The organism is Achromobacter denitrificans NBRC 15125 (genome assembly GCF_001571365.1).
Classification (GTDB): domain Bacteria; phylum Pseudomonadota; class Gammaproteobacteria; order Burkholderiales; family Burkholderiaceae_B; genus Achromobacter; species Achromobacter denitrificans.
This window is the reverse complement of sequence record NZ_BCTQ01000003.1, coordinates 179,019-194,716: the sequence shown is the minus strand read 5'-3', so window position 1 is coordinate 194,716 and position 15,698 is coordinate 179,019. Positions and strand designations below refer to the sequence as shown.

Sequence of the window (15,698 nt, the reverse complement as noted above, 5' to 3'; positions counted from 1 at the left end):
TGCGCTCAGCGGGGTTCCACCACCACCCAGTAGTTCGTGTAGCGGCTGATCCGCAGGGGCAGGGCGGCGGCCAGGGAGGCCAGCACGCGGTCCGTATCGCCCAGCGGATAGACGCCGGACACGATCAGGTCGGCCACGCCGGCGTGGCACCGGATCACGCCGGGGCGGTGGCGCCCCACCTGTTCGAGGAAGTCGGCCAGGCGCATGCGGTCCGCCACGAGCTGGCGGTTCAGCCAGGCGGGCCGCGCCCCGGCCAGCGGCCGGGCGGGCGTGGCGCCCGCGGCGGTGAAGGAGGTCGCGTGGCCCGCGTCCAGCACCATCGGACGGGCCCGCGACGGCCGGATCTCGACCGCGCCCTCGTACACCGCGACCGCCACCTCGCCGCGGCGGCGGTCCACGGTGTAGCGCGTGCCCAGTGCGTGGACGCTGCCCAGGTCGGTCGCGACGAAGAACGGCCGGCCCCGCGCAAGCGGGCCGTGGCCGGTTTCGATATAGAGTTCGCCGCGGCGCAGCGCCACGCGTCGCGCATCGGGGCCGTAATCGATGTCCACGGCGCTGTCGCCGTTGAGCGTCAGCAGGGTGCCGTCTTCCAGCGCGACCTGGCGCCGCTCGCCGACGGCGCTGCGGTAGTCGGCCAGGTAATCGGCCAGGTAGCCGGACCAGGGCGCCTGGCGAACGGCCAGGCCGGCCGCGCCCGCCACCCCCGCGCCCAGCAATCCGAAGCCCATCAGCCGCAGCGCCTGGCGCCGGCCGGCCTTGCGGCCGGTGGCGGCCAGCGCGCGGGCCGACGCCACCGGCGACACATCCAGCAGGCGCGAGTCCAGCCGCTGCACGTGCCGCCAGGCGCGTTCGTGGTCGGGGTGGGCGGACAGCCATCGCTGCCAGGCCGCCCGTTCCTCGTCGCTGACCTCGCCGGACCACATGACGACCAGCCAGTGCAGGCCTTGCGCCAGCGCGGGTTCCGGGATGCCGGGAGGGATCGCCGTCACAGCGCCGCCATGCAGGCCTGCGCGGCGCGCAGCATGTGCTTGCGCACCAGCGCGACGGACACGTCCAGGCGCTGCGCGATCTCGGAATATTTGAGCCCTTCGAAGCGCGACAGGATGAAGACCTGCCGCGCCCGGGCGGGCAGGGCGTCCAGCGCGGCGTCCACGGCGATCAGGGTTTCCAGCGCCAGCGCCCGCGCCTCGGCCGAGGGCATGTGCGCCTCGGGCAACTGGGCGAGCGCTTCCAGGTAGGCCGTCTCCAGCGAGCGGCGGCGGAACAGGTCGACCACCAGCCCCTTGGCGATCTGCGTGAGGAAGGCGCGCGCCTGGCCGGCCTCGGGCAGCCGGCCGGAGCGCAGCAGGCGCTCGTAGGTATCGTGCGAGAGGTCGGCGGCGTCGTGCGCGCATCCCAGCCGGCGGCGGAGCCAGCCCGCCAGCCATCCATGGTGGTCGAGGTAGAGGGCGTTCAGGGCATGGTGCGCCGCAGGCTGGTTGGCCGCCGTCACGGTGGAGTCTCGCAATGCTTGAAAGCTGATAATGATAATCGTTGTTAATTTTATTAGACAAGCGGGCGCCGCGCGGGGCGCGGTCACGGCGATGTAACCCAATGAGATATTTAACTTTTCATTGCACGGCGCCGTAATAGGGGGGAGCTTTATGCAACCCCGGAGTGCCCCCCATGTTCAAGAATTTAAGTATCCGCGCGGTCTTGACGACCGCTTTAGTCGTTTTCTTCTCGCTTTTCCTGGTAACCGGCATCGCCGTCCACCAGCAACTCGATTCCAATCGCGGTTCCATCGAAGTACTGCTGGACACCAACCTGGTCCGCGCCAACGCCGTGAACAACGCCGGCGCCGAACTGCTGCGCGCCCGGCTGGTGCTGCTGGCGGCCCAGACCGCGCTGATGGAAGGCAAAAGCATCGACAACCTGGCCAGCATGCAGCGCCTGGAGGGCTATACCAAGAAAGCCAGCGACCTGATCCAGACCGCGCGCCAGACGCCCGAGACCTCGGCGCAAGGCAAGCCGCTGCTGGAAGCCGCGCTGGCGGCGTTCGACGTCTACCAGCGCGACGCCATCGTGCCGATGATCGCCGCCATCCGCGCCGGCAACGCCCAGGAGGCCGGCCGCCTGAATCTTGAGAAGGTGACGCCCCTGGGCCTGACCTTCACCGCCGCCATCCAGAAATACGTGGACTACGCCGACGACGTGGGCCTGCGCGTCGCGCGCGACGCATCCACCCGCATCAACGGCGCGATCGCCGTGCTGGCCGGTCTTTTGATCGTCGTGGGCGTGCTGGTGGTGGGCCTGTACGCCGTGTTCGCGCGTTCGGTCTTCCGCCCGCTGCACGAGGCCGGACGGCTGTTCGATCGCATCGCCGCCGGCGACCTGACCAACCGCATCGAGCAGCGCGGCAACAATGAAATCGGCGTGCTGTACGGCGCCGTCAAGCGCATGCAGGACAGCCTGGCGCGCACCGTCTCGGCCGTGCGCCTGGGCGTGGAAGAAATCCATACCGGCTCGCGCGAGATCGCGGCGGGCAACATCGACCTGTCGTCGCGCACCGAGCAGCAGGCGGCCTCCCTGGAGGAAACCGCCGCCAGCATGGACGAACTGTCGTCCACCGTGCGCAACAACGCGGAAAGCTCGCGCAGCGCGTCGGAACTGGCGATGGCCGCCTCCGAGGTGGCCACGCGCGGCGGCCGGGCGGTGGGCGACGTGGTCGGCACGATGCGCGGCATCGCCGACAGTTCCAACCGCATCGCCGACATCGTCGGCGTGATCGACGGCATCGCCTTCCAGACCAACATCCTGGCGCTGAACGCGGCCGTGGAAGCGGCGCGGGCGGGCGAGCAGGGCAAGGGCTTCGCGGTCGTGGCCAGCGAAGTGCGCGCCCTGGCGCAGCGCAGCGCCGCCGCCGCCAAGGAAATCAAGGGCCTGATCGACGACTCGGTGCAGAAGGTATCGGTCGGTTCCGACCAGGTGGAGGCCGCCGGCGCCACCATGCAGGAGATCGTGACCTCGGTGCGCCGCGTCACGGACATCATCAACGAAATCTCCAGCGCGTCCGAAGAGCAGTCGCAGGGGATCCAGCAGGTGAACCAGGCCGTGTCGCAAATGGACAGCGTGACGCAGCAGAACGCGGCCCTGGTCGAGCAGGCCGCCGCGTCCGCGGCCTCTCTGGAAACCCAGGCCCAGCGCCTGCGCGAAGCCGTGGCGGTGTTCAAGCTGCAGGCCGGCCAGGTGATCGACGCCGACGCGCCCGCCCTGGGCCGCGGCGCGGAGCCGGCGCTGATCGGCGCCTGACGGGCGGAAAAGCGGGGAGATCCGGCGCCGCCCGGACGCTTCCCGCGGCATCGGGGCCCCGGCGCCCTCGGCGCGTCCCCGATCCATCGCGACCGGAACCGGCGCGATGGATCCGTTACTCAAGTTGGGTGGAGCCGACCTTCCGCGCTCCCGCCCACTGAGCCAAGGGGAATTTCCATGAATGACATTGCCGCTTTGCGATCAGGCGCCACGCTCCTGAGCAGTGAAGTCCAGGACCTCAGGCAGGATCACGTCCAGACCGTCAACCGCTACACCGCGCTGGCCGAGCTGCTGGAGCGGATCGACAGCGCCAAGCAAGGGCAGCACGACGACCTGGAAGCCCAATACCCCACCTCGTTCAAGCCGGATTTCACAGATCGGAACGCGATTATTCCGAGCGCGGGGGCCGTGTCGAAGGGGGCGCGGGAAATCGTCTCCCAGCAACAGCTGGTCCACGAATGCCAGCAGGTGCTGCAGGCGCTGGCGCAGGAAGAGCTGGAGCATGGCGAGCGCCTGGCGCGGGTGGGCGACCGCCTGGACGAGGCCCTGGCCCTGGTCCGGCCCCAACATACGCCCACGCTCTCTGACGCCTCCCGCCTGCGCGATTGCCTGGGCGAAGTCCAGGATGAAATGGCCGTCATGGCGGACCGCCACGTGGCGATGCAGCAGGCGAACGAGCTGCTGGCCGACCTGATCGGCAAGCTGAAGGCCGAGCCGCCCGAGGTGCCGCAGGCCACCCCGCGGCAGACGCAGGTGCTGCATATGCGGGCCGAAGGCGCCATCCAGATCCCGGGCAGCCCGGGCAGCCATTCCCCGTCGTCGTTTTCCGTGCCGACCCAGCACCAGGTGAGCGGCCGGATCCAGGGCGGGCTGCGTCCGGGAAGCACGCTGGGCAGCGACGCGATCGTCAGCGCCGACGACGGCCGCAACCAGGTCGTGTGCAGCAACGTGGTGCGCATTTCCGCCAGCGACCTGGCCAACCCGCAGCGGCTGGGCCAGGTGCTGGATTCGCTGACCACCCGGGCGTCGCGCGGCTGCCATGCGGTGGCGGCGGAACGGCAGGGCGAGACCGGCTTTCCGGGCGCGAAAACGGTGTCGGACCGCCTGTTCAAGACGGCGATACTGGTGATCGACCCCAAGAAACTGGACGACGCGGACCAGCTGGAGGTCGCCAGCCTGCTGGGCAATCCCACGCTGAGCACGGAGTGCTCGACCCGCGAGGTGCCCAAGAGCGCCATCGTGGCGGCGATCGTCCCGGCGCGGACCGGCGGCGACGTGGGCGTGCCCACATTGCAGGTCGGAGACCGGCAGGCCGCCTTCTCCATGACGGTCAAGGACGGCGGCGGGCAGTATCAGACGCAAGTCTTCGACGACCTGACCATGCCCGACTACGAGCAGGGCCTGACCGCCGTGCTGCAGGCCAATCCGGACCGGACCCTGCTGATCCACCTGACGCGCTTCCAGTAGCGCGGGCGGCGGCTTTCGCGGGCGGAAGGGGCCTGGCGCGCAACGCGTCCGGCCCGCCGGCCCCGGACGGGCATAAAATAGCGGATTGTCCATCCCCGCACGCACCTCTACAGGATCCCGCGCCATGAACGCACGCATCCCCGAAGACGCTCTTCCGCCCACCCTCGATCCGAAGGCCCTGCAGGCTTTCGTGGACGACAAATGGGACAACGAGATCATCCCGGCGCTGACCGACTACATCGCGATCCCCGCCAAAAGCCCGGCCTTCGACGCCGATTGGGAAAAGAATGCGTTCATCGAGCGCGTGGTGCGCGACGCCGCGCAATGGGTCGAGGCGCAGAAGGTATCCGGCCTGAAGCTGGAAGTGGTGCGCCTGCCGGGCCGCACGCCCGTCATCTTCTTCGACGCGCCGGCCACCCGCAGCGACAACGGCGATACCGTGCTGCTGTACGGTCACCTGGACAAGCAGCCCGAATTCTCCGGCTGGCGCGCGGGCCTGGGGCCCTGGACGCCCAAGTACGAAGACGGCAAGCTGTACGGCCGCGGCGGCGCGGACGACGGCTACGCCGTGTACGCCTCGCTGACCGCCATCATGGCGCTGGACAAGCAGGGCATTCCCCGCCCGCGCTGCGTGGGCATCGTCGAAACCTGTGAAGAGTCCGGCAGCTACGACCTGCTGCCCTACGTGGACGCGCTGCGCGACCGCCTGGGCAATGTGGCGCTGGTGGTCTGCCTGGATTCGGGCGCGGGCAACTACGACCAGCTCTGGATGACCACTTCGCTGCGCGGCATGGTGTCGGGCACCCTGGAAGTGCAGGTGCTGGACGAAGGCGTGCACTCGGGCGACTCCAGCGGCGTCGTGCCCTCGTCGTTCCGCATCCTGCGCCACCTGCTGGACCGCCTGGAAGACAGCGGCACCGGCCGCCTGCTGCCGCAAAGCCTGCATTGCGACATCCCCGCCGACCGCATCGAGCAGGTGCATGCCACCGCCCGCATCCTGGGCGACGAGGTCTGGCGCCGTTTCCCCTGGAGCTGCGGCGCCGAGGGCGGCTTCGTGCTGCCCATGACGACCGAGCCCGAAGAGGCCTTGCTGAACCGCACCTGGCGTCCGACGCTGTCGGTGACGGGCGCCGAAGGCCTGCCGCCGCTCTCCAGCGCCGGCAACGTGCTGCGCCCGCGCACCGCCTTCAAGCTGTCGCTGCGCCTGCCCCCGCTGGTGGACGCCGTGGCCGCCTCGGAGGAAATCAAGGCGCTGCTGGAAGCCGACGCGCCCTACAACGCCAAGGTGATCTTCAAGGCCAACGAAGGCGCGGCCACCGGCTGGAACGCGCCCGCGTCCGAACAGTGGCTGACCCGCGCGCTGGACGCCGCGTCCCAGCAGTACTACGGCGCGCCCTGCGGCTACATCGGCCAGGGCGGCACGATTCCGCTGATGAGCATCCTGCAGAAGGGCTTCCCCAAGGCCCAGTTCATGGTCTGCGGCGTGCTCGGCCCGAAATCCAACGCCCACGGCCCCAATGAATTCCTGCACGTCCCTTACGGCAAGAAGCTGACCGCGGCCGTGGCCCAGACCATGGCGGCGATGCCGGTATGATTTCCACTTCCGATGCGTATGCCAATGTGGTCGCGGAAACCAGGCATTGGCTGAACCAGGCCGTCATCGGCCTGAATCTCTGTCCTTTCGCCAAGGCGGTGCAGGTCAAGGACCAGATCCGCTTTGCCGTCAGCGACGCCACCGACGCCGAAGGCGTGTTGACCGATCTACAGGACGAGTTGGCCTTGCTGGCCGAAACCGATCCCGAGCAGATCGACACGACCCTGCTGATCCTGCCCGACGCGCTGGACGACTTCCTGGAGTTCAACGACTTCGAGGACCTGTCGGACCGGCTGCTCAAGCGCATGCGCCTGGTGGGCGAGTTGCAGGTGGCCACCTTCCACCCGCAGTTCCAGTTCGCGGATACCGAGCCGGACGACATCTCCAACTACACGAACCGCTCGCCGTATCCCATCCTGCACCTGCTGCGCGAAGACAGCATCGACCGCGCGGTGGAATCCTTCCCCGACGCCGCCGAGATCTACGAGAAGAACATCGATACGATGCGCCGCCTGGGCATCGAAGGATGGAAGAAACTCATGATCAAGGGCTGAGTCGGCCAGGCCTGGCCAGACCGGGCCAAGCCAAGTCAAGCCGAACCGAACCGGGCCGCGCCGGGTCGGGCGGGGCCAGACCGAGCCAGCCGGAGCCAGACGGAGCCAAGCCGGACCAAGTCGATCCTGCCCAGTTCGGCCCGGATCGCATACCAAATACCGTTTGGCGGAATATGGCGCCCAGGGCGCTTCGGGATATCCCTAGATAGCCCATCCGTGGTATTGCATACAACATACGTTTTCCGCGGCCGCTCGCCCCACGGCGGGCGGCCAGCGGGACCTTCCCCTTTCATTGCTTTTCCCCGCGGGCGTTGGCGCGCGGGGGCGTAGTGCTTGCCTGGAGAGCCGTATGCGATTCACCCGCCGCCATGCCCTGGGCGCGCTTGCCGCGCTGCCCCTGATCTCGCGCCCGGCCTGGGCCCAGAACACCTTCCCGACCCGGCCCGTGCGCTTGCTGGTGGGCTTTGCCCCGGGCGGGCTGACCGACATCGCGGCGCGCGCCCTGGCCGAGCGCATGGGCAAGACGCTGAAGCAGAGCGTGGTGGTGGAGAACCGCCCGGGCGGGCAGGCCATCATCGCCACCGTGGCGGTGGCGCGCGCCGAGCCGGACGGCTACACCCTGGGTTTCGCCGGCACCAACGGCATGATCCTGAACCCCTTGCTCTACAACAACCTGCCTTACCAGCAATCGGATTTCAAGCAGCTGGGATCGATGGGCAAGTCGCCCATGCTGCTGATCGTCAGCCCCGCGCTGGGCGTGAAGAACGTGCAGGAATTCATCGCCCTGGCCAAGAAGAAGCCGGGCGACATCACTTGCGCGCACGCGGGGCGCGGGGTGATCAACCACCTGGCGCTGCTGCATTTCCAGTCCAAGACGGGCACCCAGTTCCAGGACGTGCCGTACAAGGGCAGCGGCCCCGCGCTGCTGGACCTGATGGCCGGCACCGTGCAGAGCACGTTCGACTTCCCGACGTCGGCGCTGCCCAACATCAAGTCCGGCAAGCTCCAGGTGCTGGCGGTCACGTCCGACAAGCGCCTGTCCAGCCTGCCCGACGTGCCCACGATGAAAGAGGCGGGGCTCGATGGCTTCGAACTCTATACCCGCATGATGATCTCGGGCCCCGCGGCCATGCCGGCCGCCGTGGTCCAGACCCTGGAGAACTCGGTGCGCGAAGGCACCCGCGATCCCAGCCTGGTGCAGCAGTTCGCCGATCAGGGCGTGACCGTCGAGTTCACCTCGTCGGCCGACCTGGACCGCGTCATCGCCGAGGAATCCGCCATGTGGGCGCAGGTCATCAAGGCCAACGGCGTGCCCAAGACCGACCTGAAGAGCTGAGGAGCCGCCGCGATGACCGAACAGCCCCGCATCACCGTCAGCCCCGAGCGCGCCCTGATCGACGTGGCGCGCGATATCCGCATGGACGGCTTTCCCGCCTACGCCTTCGTCACCGTGACGGCCAGCATGCAGATGTGCGGCGCGCCGTGGCGCTCGCAGGCCGTGTTCATCGCCGGCCACGACGGCAGCCTGGACCTGGCGCGCGACTGCCCGGTCTCCGGCAGCTACGCCGAGCCCTCGGCCATGGGCATCGTCTGGTCCATGGACTGCCAGGACATGGAGCGCGTGGTGTTCCCGCCCGACCGCACCGAGCCCTTGACCGTCGAGATCGAGGCCAGCGACGGCCGCCGGACCGCCCGCGCGCAACTCGTGCAGGAATTCCTGGCCGACGGAGTGACGCACCGCGCCGTGCGCGAGCAGGTCGGCGGCATGACGCTGTCGGGCGAGCTCTACACGCCGGCCGGGCCCGGCCCGCATCCGCTGGTGATCTACATGAACGGATCGTCCGGCGGCGTCAACGCGCCGCGCGCGGCGCTGTTCGCGGCCCGCGGCTACCAATGCCTGGCGTTGGCCATCTTCAACTACGAAGGCCGGCCCAAGTACCTGAACGACATGCCGCTGGAGTATTTCGAGCAGGCCTTGCGCTGGGCCCGCGCCGAACTGGCGCCGCGCGACGGTTTCGTCGCGCTCTCCGGCATCAGCCGGGGCGGCGAGACCTCGCTGCTGGTGGCGGCCCACTATCCCGACCTGGTCAGCGCGGTGGTCGCCTACGTTCCGTCGCCCGTGATGCACGGCGTCGTCAGCGCCGGATCGCCGGGCACGGGCCGCAATGCCCAGGTCTGGACCAAGGCCGGCGAACCGCTGCCGCACCTGTGGCAGGACAACGCCAGCGCCGATTGGGAAGCGGCCTATGCCTCCGAGCCGCCGTACCGCCAGACCCACGCATTCCTCAGCGCCACCCGCGACAGCGCGGCCTTCGAGCGCGCCCGCATCCCGATCGAGCGCTACCCCGGCCCCGTCATGCTGGTGAGCGCTTCGGACGACGGCTTCTGGCCCAGCACGGCCTATTCCGAGATCGTGGTTCGTCTGCGCCTGGCGCAAGGCCTGCCTACCGTCCATCACGTCTGCATGGGCGCCGGCCATCACGTGCACTATCCCTATCTGCCCGCCACCCTGATCAGCAAGCCGCACGCGATGTCGGGCCTGCTGCTGGACGCGGGCGGGACGCCGCCCGCCAATGCCGCGGGCAACGAGGGCTCGTACCTGGCGGTGCTGGACTTCCTGCGCCGCGAGTCGGGGGCCTAGGGCACCCGGATTGCGACTTCAGGCGTAGCGCCGGGCCGGACCTCCTCCCGGCGGCCTAGGCCTCCTGCGCTTTGACGGCGCAACGCGCTTGCCTTAATTTTCCGGGATTCGCGTCGAGACGGCCGCGGGCCGCCTCGGAATCTCCGGGGGGGAAGACATGCAGATCGCTACGACCGTCCTGGTAGTGGGCGCAGGCCCGGCGGGCCTGCTCACCGCCGCCGAACTCCGCCGGCGCGGCGTCGACTGCCTGCTGATCGACGCGCACGAGCGTCCGCTGGAATGGGACCGCGCCACCGTGGTCCATCCGCGCTCGCTCGAACTCTTCGATTCGCTCGGCATCGTCGAGCCGCTGCTGGCCGCCGGCGTCAGGCAGTGCGGCGCCCGCATCCATGCGAACGGCGAAATCCTGGGCGAGATCGACCTGGATCTTTGCGGCAGCCGCTATCCCTACAACATCGGCATCTCGGAAGAAACCACGGAGGCGATCCTCGCCGACTACCTCGCCGCTCAGGGCGGGGCGGTCCAGCGGGCGACGAAACTGGTGGGGCTGGAAGACACCGAGGACGGCATGCTCGCCACGCTGGAGCAGCCGGATGGCCGGGCCACGGTGCTGGCGCAATGGGTGGTCGGCTGCGACGGGCACCACAGCACGGTGCGCGAGCTGGCGGGGATCGCCCAGGAAGGGCACGACATCGATTACGCCGATTCGCCCATCGTCATGGGCGACCGGCACGACGCGGTATCGCCGGGCCAGCGGCTGCCCGACCAGATCTCTTTCCGCCTCGCGGCGGGCGGCACGGGCATGCTGCACGACTACGCCCGCCGCCCCGGCCACACGGTGTTCCTGGCGGGCGGCCCGGTCACGCCCGAGCAGGCTTTGCGGCAGGTCCGTCTGGGCATGGAGGCGTTGTCCGACGGCGCCATCATCGAGGCGGTGATCGCGCTGACGGCGAACGCCGATGCCGGCGACGTGGACGGCTACCTGGATCCCGCCATGGCCGGCAGGCTGGGCGTGGGAGACATGGTGGTCCTGGCCGTGCGGGCGGACGGCCACGTCGGGCTGCGCGCCGAAAGCCGCCACGTGGAAAGCCTGGCCGCCTACGTCGACCGCTTGCGGACGTCCGCCGCCTGAGCGGACGCCTCCACGCCCGGCACGCCAACGCGGATGCGGCGGGAGAAGTCCGGCGCGTCGCCCGCGGCCCGGGCCCGGTCGGTATAGCGGCCGCCCCGCCGGTAAGCCTGCGCGCTGTCGGCGCCGTCCAGCGCGCCCAGGCGGTACAGGTATTCGGGCAGGTAGCCCGACAGCAGCAGCCGGTAGTCCATCGGCAGCCCCGGCACGATCTGGTCGGCCAGGCGGTACACGATGGTGGTGCAGTTGGCGGTCAGCGTGTTGTAGAAGCGCGGCTTGCGCACCAGGCGGTTGGCCGTGGCGACGTACGACAGCAGCAGCTTGCGGGCCGCGCCCTCGGGCATGCGCACGCGGTACAGGTAGCCGTCCTCGCCGCGCACATTGGTGCGCACGCGCAGGCTGTCTTCTTCGGTGGACGCCAGGACGGCAAGCTCGTATTGCCGGAAGAAGCCGCCGAGCTCCGAGAAGGTGTCGTTGCGCTTGCGGCGGATCTCCACCGAGAACACCAGGTACTGGCCGTCGTCGAAGCCGAACGACACCATGGCATGCGCGACCGCGGGCCGGCCCCAGTAGGACAGGGCCAGGTCCACTGAAGCCAGGCGCGACAAGTCGTAGACGCGGGTTTCCCAGCGCGGGTCGTAGTCGGTGCGCGTGCGCCAGTGGAAATCGCGCACGTTGCGCAGGGTGACGCGGTCGCCGTCCACCGATCCCTGGGTTTGGCGGGCCACCTCGGGCATCCACTCGCGTGCATTCGAGGGGCGCACGCCCAGCCGCCACCACGCCAGCAAGGCCAGCAGCAGCGCGCCGAACCCGGCGGCCGGGTGGAAGCTGCCGCCCGCCAAGCCGGCCAGCGCGGCGGCGGCCAGCGCCAGCCAGGCCGCTGGCGGCAGGGCGCGCGCCCGGCGTCCCAGCGGCGGCTGGAACCAGAGCGCGAGCGCGCCCCATGCCGCGCCCGCCAACACGGCCAGGCCGGCCGCGGCTTGCAGGATCATGACGAGGAGGCGCCGCGCGCGTTGCGGGCGACGGCGGCGCGGTCCTGGCTGCGCCAGCCGGCGCGCAGGCGGGCCATCTGGCGCAGGGCCTGCTGCGACATCTTCCACCAGCCGAACGGGCGCGGGTCGGCCAACATGCTCAAGGCGCGGGCATAGTCCAGCGTCAGGCCCGGCGTCCAGGCCATGGTCAGGGCGCGCTTGCGGATCTGCGCCGCCACCCAGAGTTCCGGCGTCAGCAGCAGGCGCAGCAGCACGCGCCATCCGGCCTCGGGGCCGTGCAACCGGCCCACCACGCCGTCCAGCGCCGCCTCCAGCCCGTTGGAGACCGAGCTGGAGCAATTCCGGTGCGTGAGGTTGTAGGTGGCGTTCTTGCGGTACTCGTCCCAGAACGCCTGCAGCTTGGCCGCGTCGTAGTTGCGGATGCGCACCTGCATGGTGGACGGGCACCAGGCCTTGGACTCGGTCGCGTAATCGGGCTGGAACACGCCGGGCACGTTGTTGTCGGCCGTGGCGCGCAGCAGCGTGCCGAATTGTTCGGGGGAATGGTCGATTTCCTGCGCCGGATAGAGGCTGATGTACACGCCCTCGGGCGACTCCATCGCGGCATGGCCGGTGGACACCACGCCGTTCACGTCGACGGCCGCGATGTAGCGGTCCACCACCGGGTAATTGCGCGTCTCCGTCTTGGCCGAGCCGGAGGGCGTCCAGACGTGGACCGTCAGCGCGCGCTCGGACGCTTGCGGCGGGCCGTCGAACACCGTCTGGGGCGGGGCGTCGGCGCGCGTGGGCATGAAATCCGGATGCGGGTTGTCGTCCAGCGCCGGGTTCGAAGCCAGGCGGCGCACCCGGTAGGCCAGCGCCAGCAGCTTGAGGCCGGAGAACGCCAGGAACAACCCCAGGCAGTACGGCACCGTGCCTACGTAATGGGTGGGGTAGGGCTGGAAGAAGAAGATGGCCAGCAGTATCTCGGCCACGCCCGAGGCGAACACATAGCGCCAGCGTTCATAGCGCACCACGTACGCGGCGGTGCACTGCATCAGCCCGTCCACCAGGAACAGCAGGCCGAAAATCATGGACAGCACGAAATGCCCGTGGTGGTGGCCGGCCAGGACCAAAATGCCGGCCGCCAGCACGATGATCCCCTTGGCGTAGCGCAGCACCCGCTGCCCGCCCACGCCCGACTTGGCGATGGCCAGCGTCGCCAGCCCCTCCAGCACGAACAGCGCGGCGAAGAAATTCAGCGGGAAGTAGATCGCGTTGTCCAGCGCGTCGATGAAGACCACGATGCCGGCGACCAGGAACAGCCAGCCGATGATCACCAGCCCGCGGGCGCGCTTGCGCAGATAGTCGACACCAAGCAGCAACAAGACCAGATGACCCATTGTTCTCAGCGCTCCTTCGCATAGCCGGGTGGATTTTCCTGTTTTCGGCTGCAGCCTCATGACAGGGCCGAACCGGTCGAAAATAAGGGTCGGGGCGAGCCGGCGTCAACGAGATATTCTGCCATTCACGTTAGTAAATGTTTCCCCGAGGCCCGCGGCCCTCAGGGGCGCATGGCGCCGGCGGCGTCCACGTACAGCGCATAGAGGCTCTGGCCCGCCACCATGAACAGCCGGTTGCGGCGGGCGCCGCCGAAGCACAGATTGGCGCAGCGGTCGGGCAGGGCGATGCGGCCGATCGGCACCGCGTCCGGCCCGAACACCATCACGCCGTTCAAGGCGGGGTCCGGCCCCCAGCCGGCCCACAGATTGCCTTCCGTGTCGCAGCGTATGCCGTCGGGCACCCCCTGGTCGCCGGCGTCCACGAAGGTGCGCGCCTGCGCCAGCGAGCGTCCGTCCCGCACTTCGTAGACCCGGATCCGGTTGGGCCGGGAGCCGTTCTCGACGATGTACAGCAGGCTTTCGTCGGGCGAGAAGCACAGGCCGTTCGGGTTCTGGATGTCCGACGCCACCACCTCCAGGCGGCCGGTGCCCGGATCGAGCCGGTACACGTGGGTGGGGAGTTCCGGCTCCGCCTTGTACCCCTCGTAATTGTTGAGAATGCCGAAGACGGGATCGGTGAACCAGATCGAGTGGTCGCTCTTGACGACGATGTCGTTGGGCGAGTTCAGCCGCCGCCCCTCGTAACGGTCGGCCAGCACCGTCAGGGTGCCGTCGTATTCCGTGCGCACCACGCGGCGCCCGCCATGCTCGCAGGTCAGCAGGCGGCCCTGGCGGTCGCGCGTGTTGCCGTTGGGATGGCCGGCGTGGCTGCGGTAGACGGACACGGCGCCGCTTTCCTCGTCCCACCTGAGGAGGCGGTTGTTCGGGATGTCGCTCCACAGCAGGCACCGGCCGTCGCCGAACCAGACCGGCCCCTCCCCATAGCGCAGGCCCGTGGCCAGGCGTTCCACCGCCGCGTTGCCGATGCGGTACTTCAGGAACCGGGAGTCGAGCACCTCGATGGCCGGGTCCGGATAGGTCTCGCTGGGTTGCCACATGGATCGTTCCTCCTTGGGGCCGGCCGGGCGCCGTCAGGACGCCGTGGGCGGGATGTTCTGGTTGTGCCGGAACAGGTTGCGGGGATCGTAGAGCGTCTTGGCACGCACCAGCCGTTCAAAGTTCGGGCCGTAGGCGGCGCCGAGCCGCTCCGGCTCGTCCTGCGTCAGGAAGTTCACGTACACGCCGCCCTGCGAGTAGGGCTCCGTCGACCGGAACAGCGCCCGCGCCCAGGCGATGCAGCGTTCGTCGTCCTGCGGGGCGTCCCAGCGGCCGTGCACGTTCATGGCGAACTGCGCCGCGCGGTGCGGATAGGCGGTGGCCGGCACCGGCACGCGCATGGCGACGCCGCCGATATAGCCCAGGAATATCTCGCACTGCGGCGAGGGCAGGTCCTCGACCGCCGCGATGATGGCGTCGATCAGGCCGTCCTGCAGAAGGCCCAGGTTGTGCGACTTCCAGTAGTTGCGCGCCCCGGGCGTCAGCAAGGGGTCGAAGGCCTGCTGCCAGGCCGCGTAGGGCATGGGGCCCAGGTGCTCGCCATAGGGCTTGCCCCAGCCGCGCACCGCTTCGACGGCGGCCGGCCCCTGGTCCGGATCGCCGGAGTAGCAGATCGCGAAGGCGAGCATGGGCTTGCCGTGGACCGCGGGGGGCAGGAAGGGCAGCGGAGGCGCCAGCCGCAGCACCGCCCATACCGTCAGCTCCTCTGGCATGGCGTCGAGCGCCTCGCGGTACTTCAGCAGCGCCTCCCGGCCTTGTTCCAGCGGCAGCACCACCAGGCCGCCGTAGACCATCGGCCCCACCGGATGCAGCTGGAACTCGAACATCGTGACCACGCCGAAGTTGCCGCCGCCGCCGCGTATCGCCCAGAAGAGGTCTTGGTTGTCCTGCTCGCTGGCGTGCAGGAAGCCGCCGTCTGCGGTCACCACGTCGGCGGAAACCAGGTTGTCGATGGTCATGCCGTAGCGGCGGGTCAGCCAGCCGAAGCCGCCGCCCAGGGTCAGGCCCGCCACGCCCGTCGTGGAATTCACGCCCAGCGGCACCGCCAGCCCGAATGCCTGGGTCTCGTGGTCCACGTCGGCCAGGGTCGCGCCTGGTTCCACGTAGGCGCGGGCCAGGCGGGGATCGACCCGCACCGACTTCATGGGGGAAAGGTCGATCATCATGCCGTCGTCGCAGACGGCCAGGCCCGCGATGTTGTGGCCGCCGCCCCGGACGGCCACCACCAGGTCGTTCTTGCGGGCGAAATCCACCGCGCGGCGGACGTCCGCGGTGCCGGCGCATTGCACGATGACCGCCGGGCGGCGGTCTATCATGGCGTTCCAGATCTTGCGGGCGTCGTCGTAGCCCGCCGCGCCGGGGGCCAGGACCTGGCCTCTCGCTGACGCCTTGAGAGCGTCCAGCGCGTCATTGGACAGTTTGCTCATCACACACCTCCTTGAAGGTGGCGTTTCATAGACGATGTCTAAAACGAGCCGTCTCTACTTGCGGGGCGCGACATGGCAGCCGCCTCCTGTGAAAGGGGCCATGACCCTGGAGTTCCACGCGTCCGG

13 protein-coding genes are annotated in these 15,698 nt (G+C 69.4%); 7 read left to right on the top strand and 6 right to left on the bottom strand.

Translation table 11 applies throughout. The features are described 5' to 3' along the window. Nucleotides 1–5: 5 nt before the first annotated feature. Nucleotides 6–989, bottom strand: coding sequence for a FecR domain-containing protein (locus ADE01S_RS04550; protein ID WP_062680270.1), 984 nt, complete (start codon nt 987–989; stop codon nt 6–8). After that, nucleotides 986–1,507: a sigma-70 family RNA polymerase sigma factor gene (locus tag ADE01S_RS04545; protein WP_242663493.1), complete on the bottom strand. Its 522-nt coding sequence runs from the start codon at nt 1,505–1,507 to the stop codon at nt 986–988. The genes ADE01S_RS04550 and ADE01S_RS04545 overlap by 4 nt, the downstream gene beginning before the upstream one ends. A 158-nt stretch (nt 1,508–1,665) precedes the next feature. Here ADE01S_RS04545 and ADE01S_RS04540 point away from each other — a divergent pair, with 158 nt between their 5' ends. The 7 genes from ADE01S_RS04540 (at nt 1,666) to ADE01S_RS04510 (ending at nt 10,679) form a co-directional block, all read left to right on the top strand. Beyond that, entirely contained in the window at nt 1,666–3,291 is a 1,626-nt protein-coding gene (locus ADE01S_RS04540) for a methyl-accepting chemotaxis protein (protein ID WP_062680269.1), read from the top strand. A gap of 177 nt (nt 3,292–3,468) precedes the next feature. Further along, the gene (locus ADE01S_RS04535) at nt 3,469–4,758 is read left to right on the top strand and encodes a hypothetical protein (RefSeq protein ID WP_062680268.1); all 1,290 of its coding nucleotides are present in this window, start codon (nt 3,469–3,471) and stop codon (nt 4,756–4,758) included. A gap of 124 nt (nt 4,759–4,882) precedes the next feature. Continuing rightward, nucleotides 4,883–6,352, top strand: coding sequence for a M20 family metallopeptidase (locus ADE01S_RS04530; protein ID WP_062680267.1), 1,470 nt, complete (start codon nt 4,883–4,885; stop codon nt 6,350–6,352). After that, nucleotides 6,349–6,906, top strand: a complete 558-nt coding sequence (locus tag ADE01S_RS04525) for a DUF1415 domain-containing protein (protein WP_062680266.1) — start codon at nt 6,349–6,351, stop codon at nt 6,904–6,906. The genes ADE01S_RS04530 and ADE01S_RS04525 overlap by 4 nt, the downstream gene beginning before the upstream one ends. Before the next feature lie 349 nt (nt 6,907–7,255). Next, nucleotides 7,256–8,242: a Bug family tripartite tricarboxylate transporter substrate binding protein gene (locus ADE01S_RS04520; RefSeq protein WP_062680265.1), complete on the top strand. Its 987-nt coding sequence runs from the start codon at nt 7,256–7,258 to the stop codon at nt 8,240–8,242. A gap of 12 nt (nt 8,243–8,254) precedes the next feature. Beyond that, on the top strand, nt 8,255–9,547 hold the full coding sequence (locus ADE01S_RS04515) for an acyl-CoA thioesterase/BAAT N-terminal domain-containing protein (RefSeq protein WP_062680264.1): 1,293 nt from the start codon (nt 8,255–8,257) through the stop codon (nt 9,545–9,547). Between the two features lie 157 nt (nt 9,548–9,704). Beyond that, entirely contained in the window at nt 9,705–10,679 is a 975-nt protein-coding gene (locus ADE01S_RS04510) for an FAD-dependent monooxygenase (RefSeq protein ID WP_062680263.1), read from the top strand. On the opposite strand, the gene ADE01S_RS04505 is transcribed toward ADE01S_RS04510, so the two are convergent. The 4 genes from ADE01S_RS04505 to ADE01S_RS04490 all read right to left on the bottom strand — a co-directional run bounded on the left by ADE01S_RS04505 (nt 10,646) and on the right by ADE01S_RS04490 (nt 15,572). Continuing rightward, nucleotides 10,646–11,668, bottom strand: a complete 1,023-nt coding sequence (locus ADE01S_RS04505) for an Lnb N-terminal periplasmic domain-containing protein (protein ID WP_062680262.1) — start codon at nt 11,666–11,668, stop codon at nt 10,646–10,648. The two genes, ADE01S_RS04510 and ADE01S_RS04505, sit on opposite strands and share 34 nt — an antisense overlap. Then, on the bottom strand, nt 11,665–13,050 hold the full coding sequence (locus tag ADE01S_RS04500; RefSeq protein ID WP_062680261.1) for an HdeD family acid-resistance protein: 1,386 nt from the start codon (nt 13,048–13,050) through the stop codon (nt 11,665–11,667). Before ADE01S_RS04500 ends, ADE01S_RS04505 begins: the two co-directional genes overlap by 4 nt. A 161-nt stretch (nt 13,051–13,211) precedes the next feature. Then, nucleotides 13,212–14,147 (bottom strand): SMP-30/gluconolactonase/LRE family protein, encoded by a 936-nt coding sequence (locus ADE01S_RS04495; RefSeq protein WP_062680260.1) that lies wholly within the window; start codon nt 14,145–14,147, stop codon nt 13,212–13,214. A 33-nt stretch (nt 14,148–14,180) separates the two neighbouring features. Continuing rightward, nucleotides 14,181–15,572 carry an FAD-binding oxidoreductase gene (locus ADE01S_RS04490; RefSeq protein WP_062680259.1) on the bottom strand — a complete coding sequence of 464 codons (1,392 nt, stop codon included), beginning with the start codon at nt 15,570–15,572 and terminating at the stop codon, nt 14,181–14,183. Nucleotides 15,573–15,698: the final 126 nt, after the last annotated feature.

Bases quoted from the DNA above. Each gene is read 5' to 3' on its own strand.
- ADE01S_RS04535 (WP_062680268.1), top strand. From the start codon at position 3,469: ATGAATGACATTGCCGCTTTGCGATCAGGCGCCACGCTCCTGAGCAGT.
- ADE01S_RS04510 (WP_062680263.1), top strand. From the start codon at position 9,705: ATGCAGATCGCTACGACCGTCCTGGTAGTGGGCGCAGGCCCGGCGGGC.
- ADE01S_RS04540 (WP_062680269.1), top strand. From the start codon at position 1,666: ATGTTCAAGAATTTAAGTATCCGCGCGGTCTTGACGACCGCTTTAGTC.
- ADE01S_RS04490 (WP_062680259.1), bottom strand. From the start codon at position 15,572: ATGAGCAAACTGTCCAATGACGCGCTGGACGCTCTCAAGGCGTCAGCG.
- ADE01S_RS04520 (WP_062680265.1), top strand. From the start codon at position 7,256: ATGCGATTCACCCGCCGCCATGCCCTGGGCGCGCTTGCCGCGCTGCCC.
- ADE01S_RS04530 (WP_062680267.1), top strand. From the start codon at position 4,883: ATGAACGCACGCATCCCCGAAGACGCTCTTCCGCCCACCCTCGATCCG.
- ADE01S_RS04500 (WP_062680261.1), bottom strand. From the start codon at position 13,050: ATGGGTCATCTGGTCTTGTTGCTGCTTGGTGTCGACTATCTGCGCAAG.
- ADE01S_RS04495 (WP_062680260.1), bottom strand. From the start codon at position 14,147: ATGTGGCAACCCAGCGAGACCTATCCGGACCCGGCCATCGAGGTGCTC.
- ADE01S_RS04515 (WP_062680264.1), top strand. From the start codon at position 8,255: ATGACCGAACAGCCCCGCATCACCGTCAGCCCCGAGCGCGCCCTGATC.
- ADE01S_RS04505 (WP_062680262.1), bottom strand. From the start codon at position 11,668: ATGATCCTGCAAGCCGCGGCCGGCCTGGCCGTGTTGGCGGGCGCGGCA.
- ADE01S_RS04525 (WP_062680266.1), top strand. From the start codon at position 6,349: ATGATTTCCACTTCCGATGCGTATGCCAATGTGGTCGCGGAAACCAGG.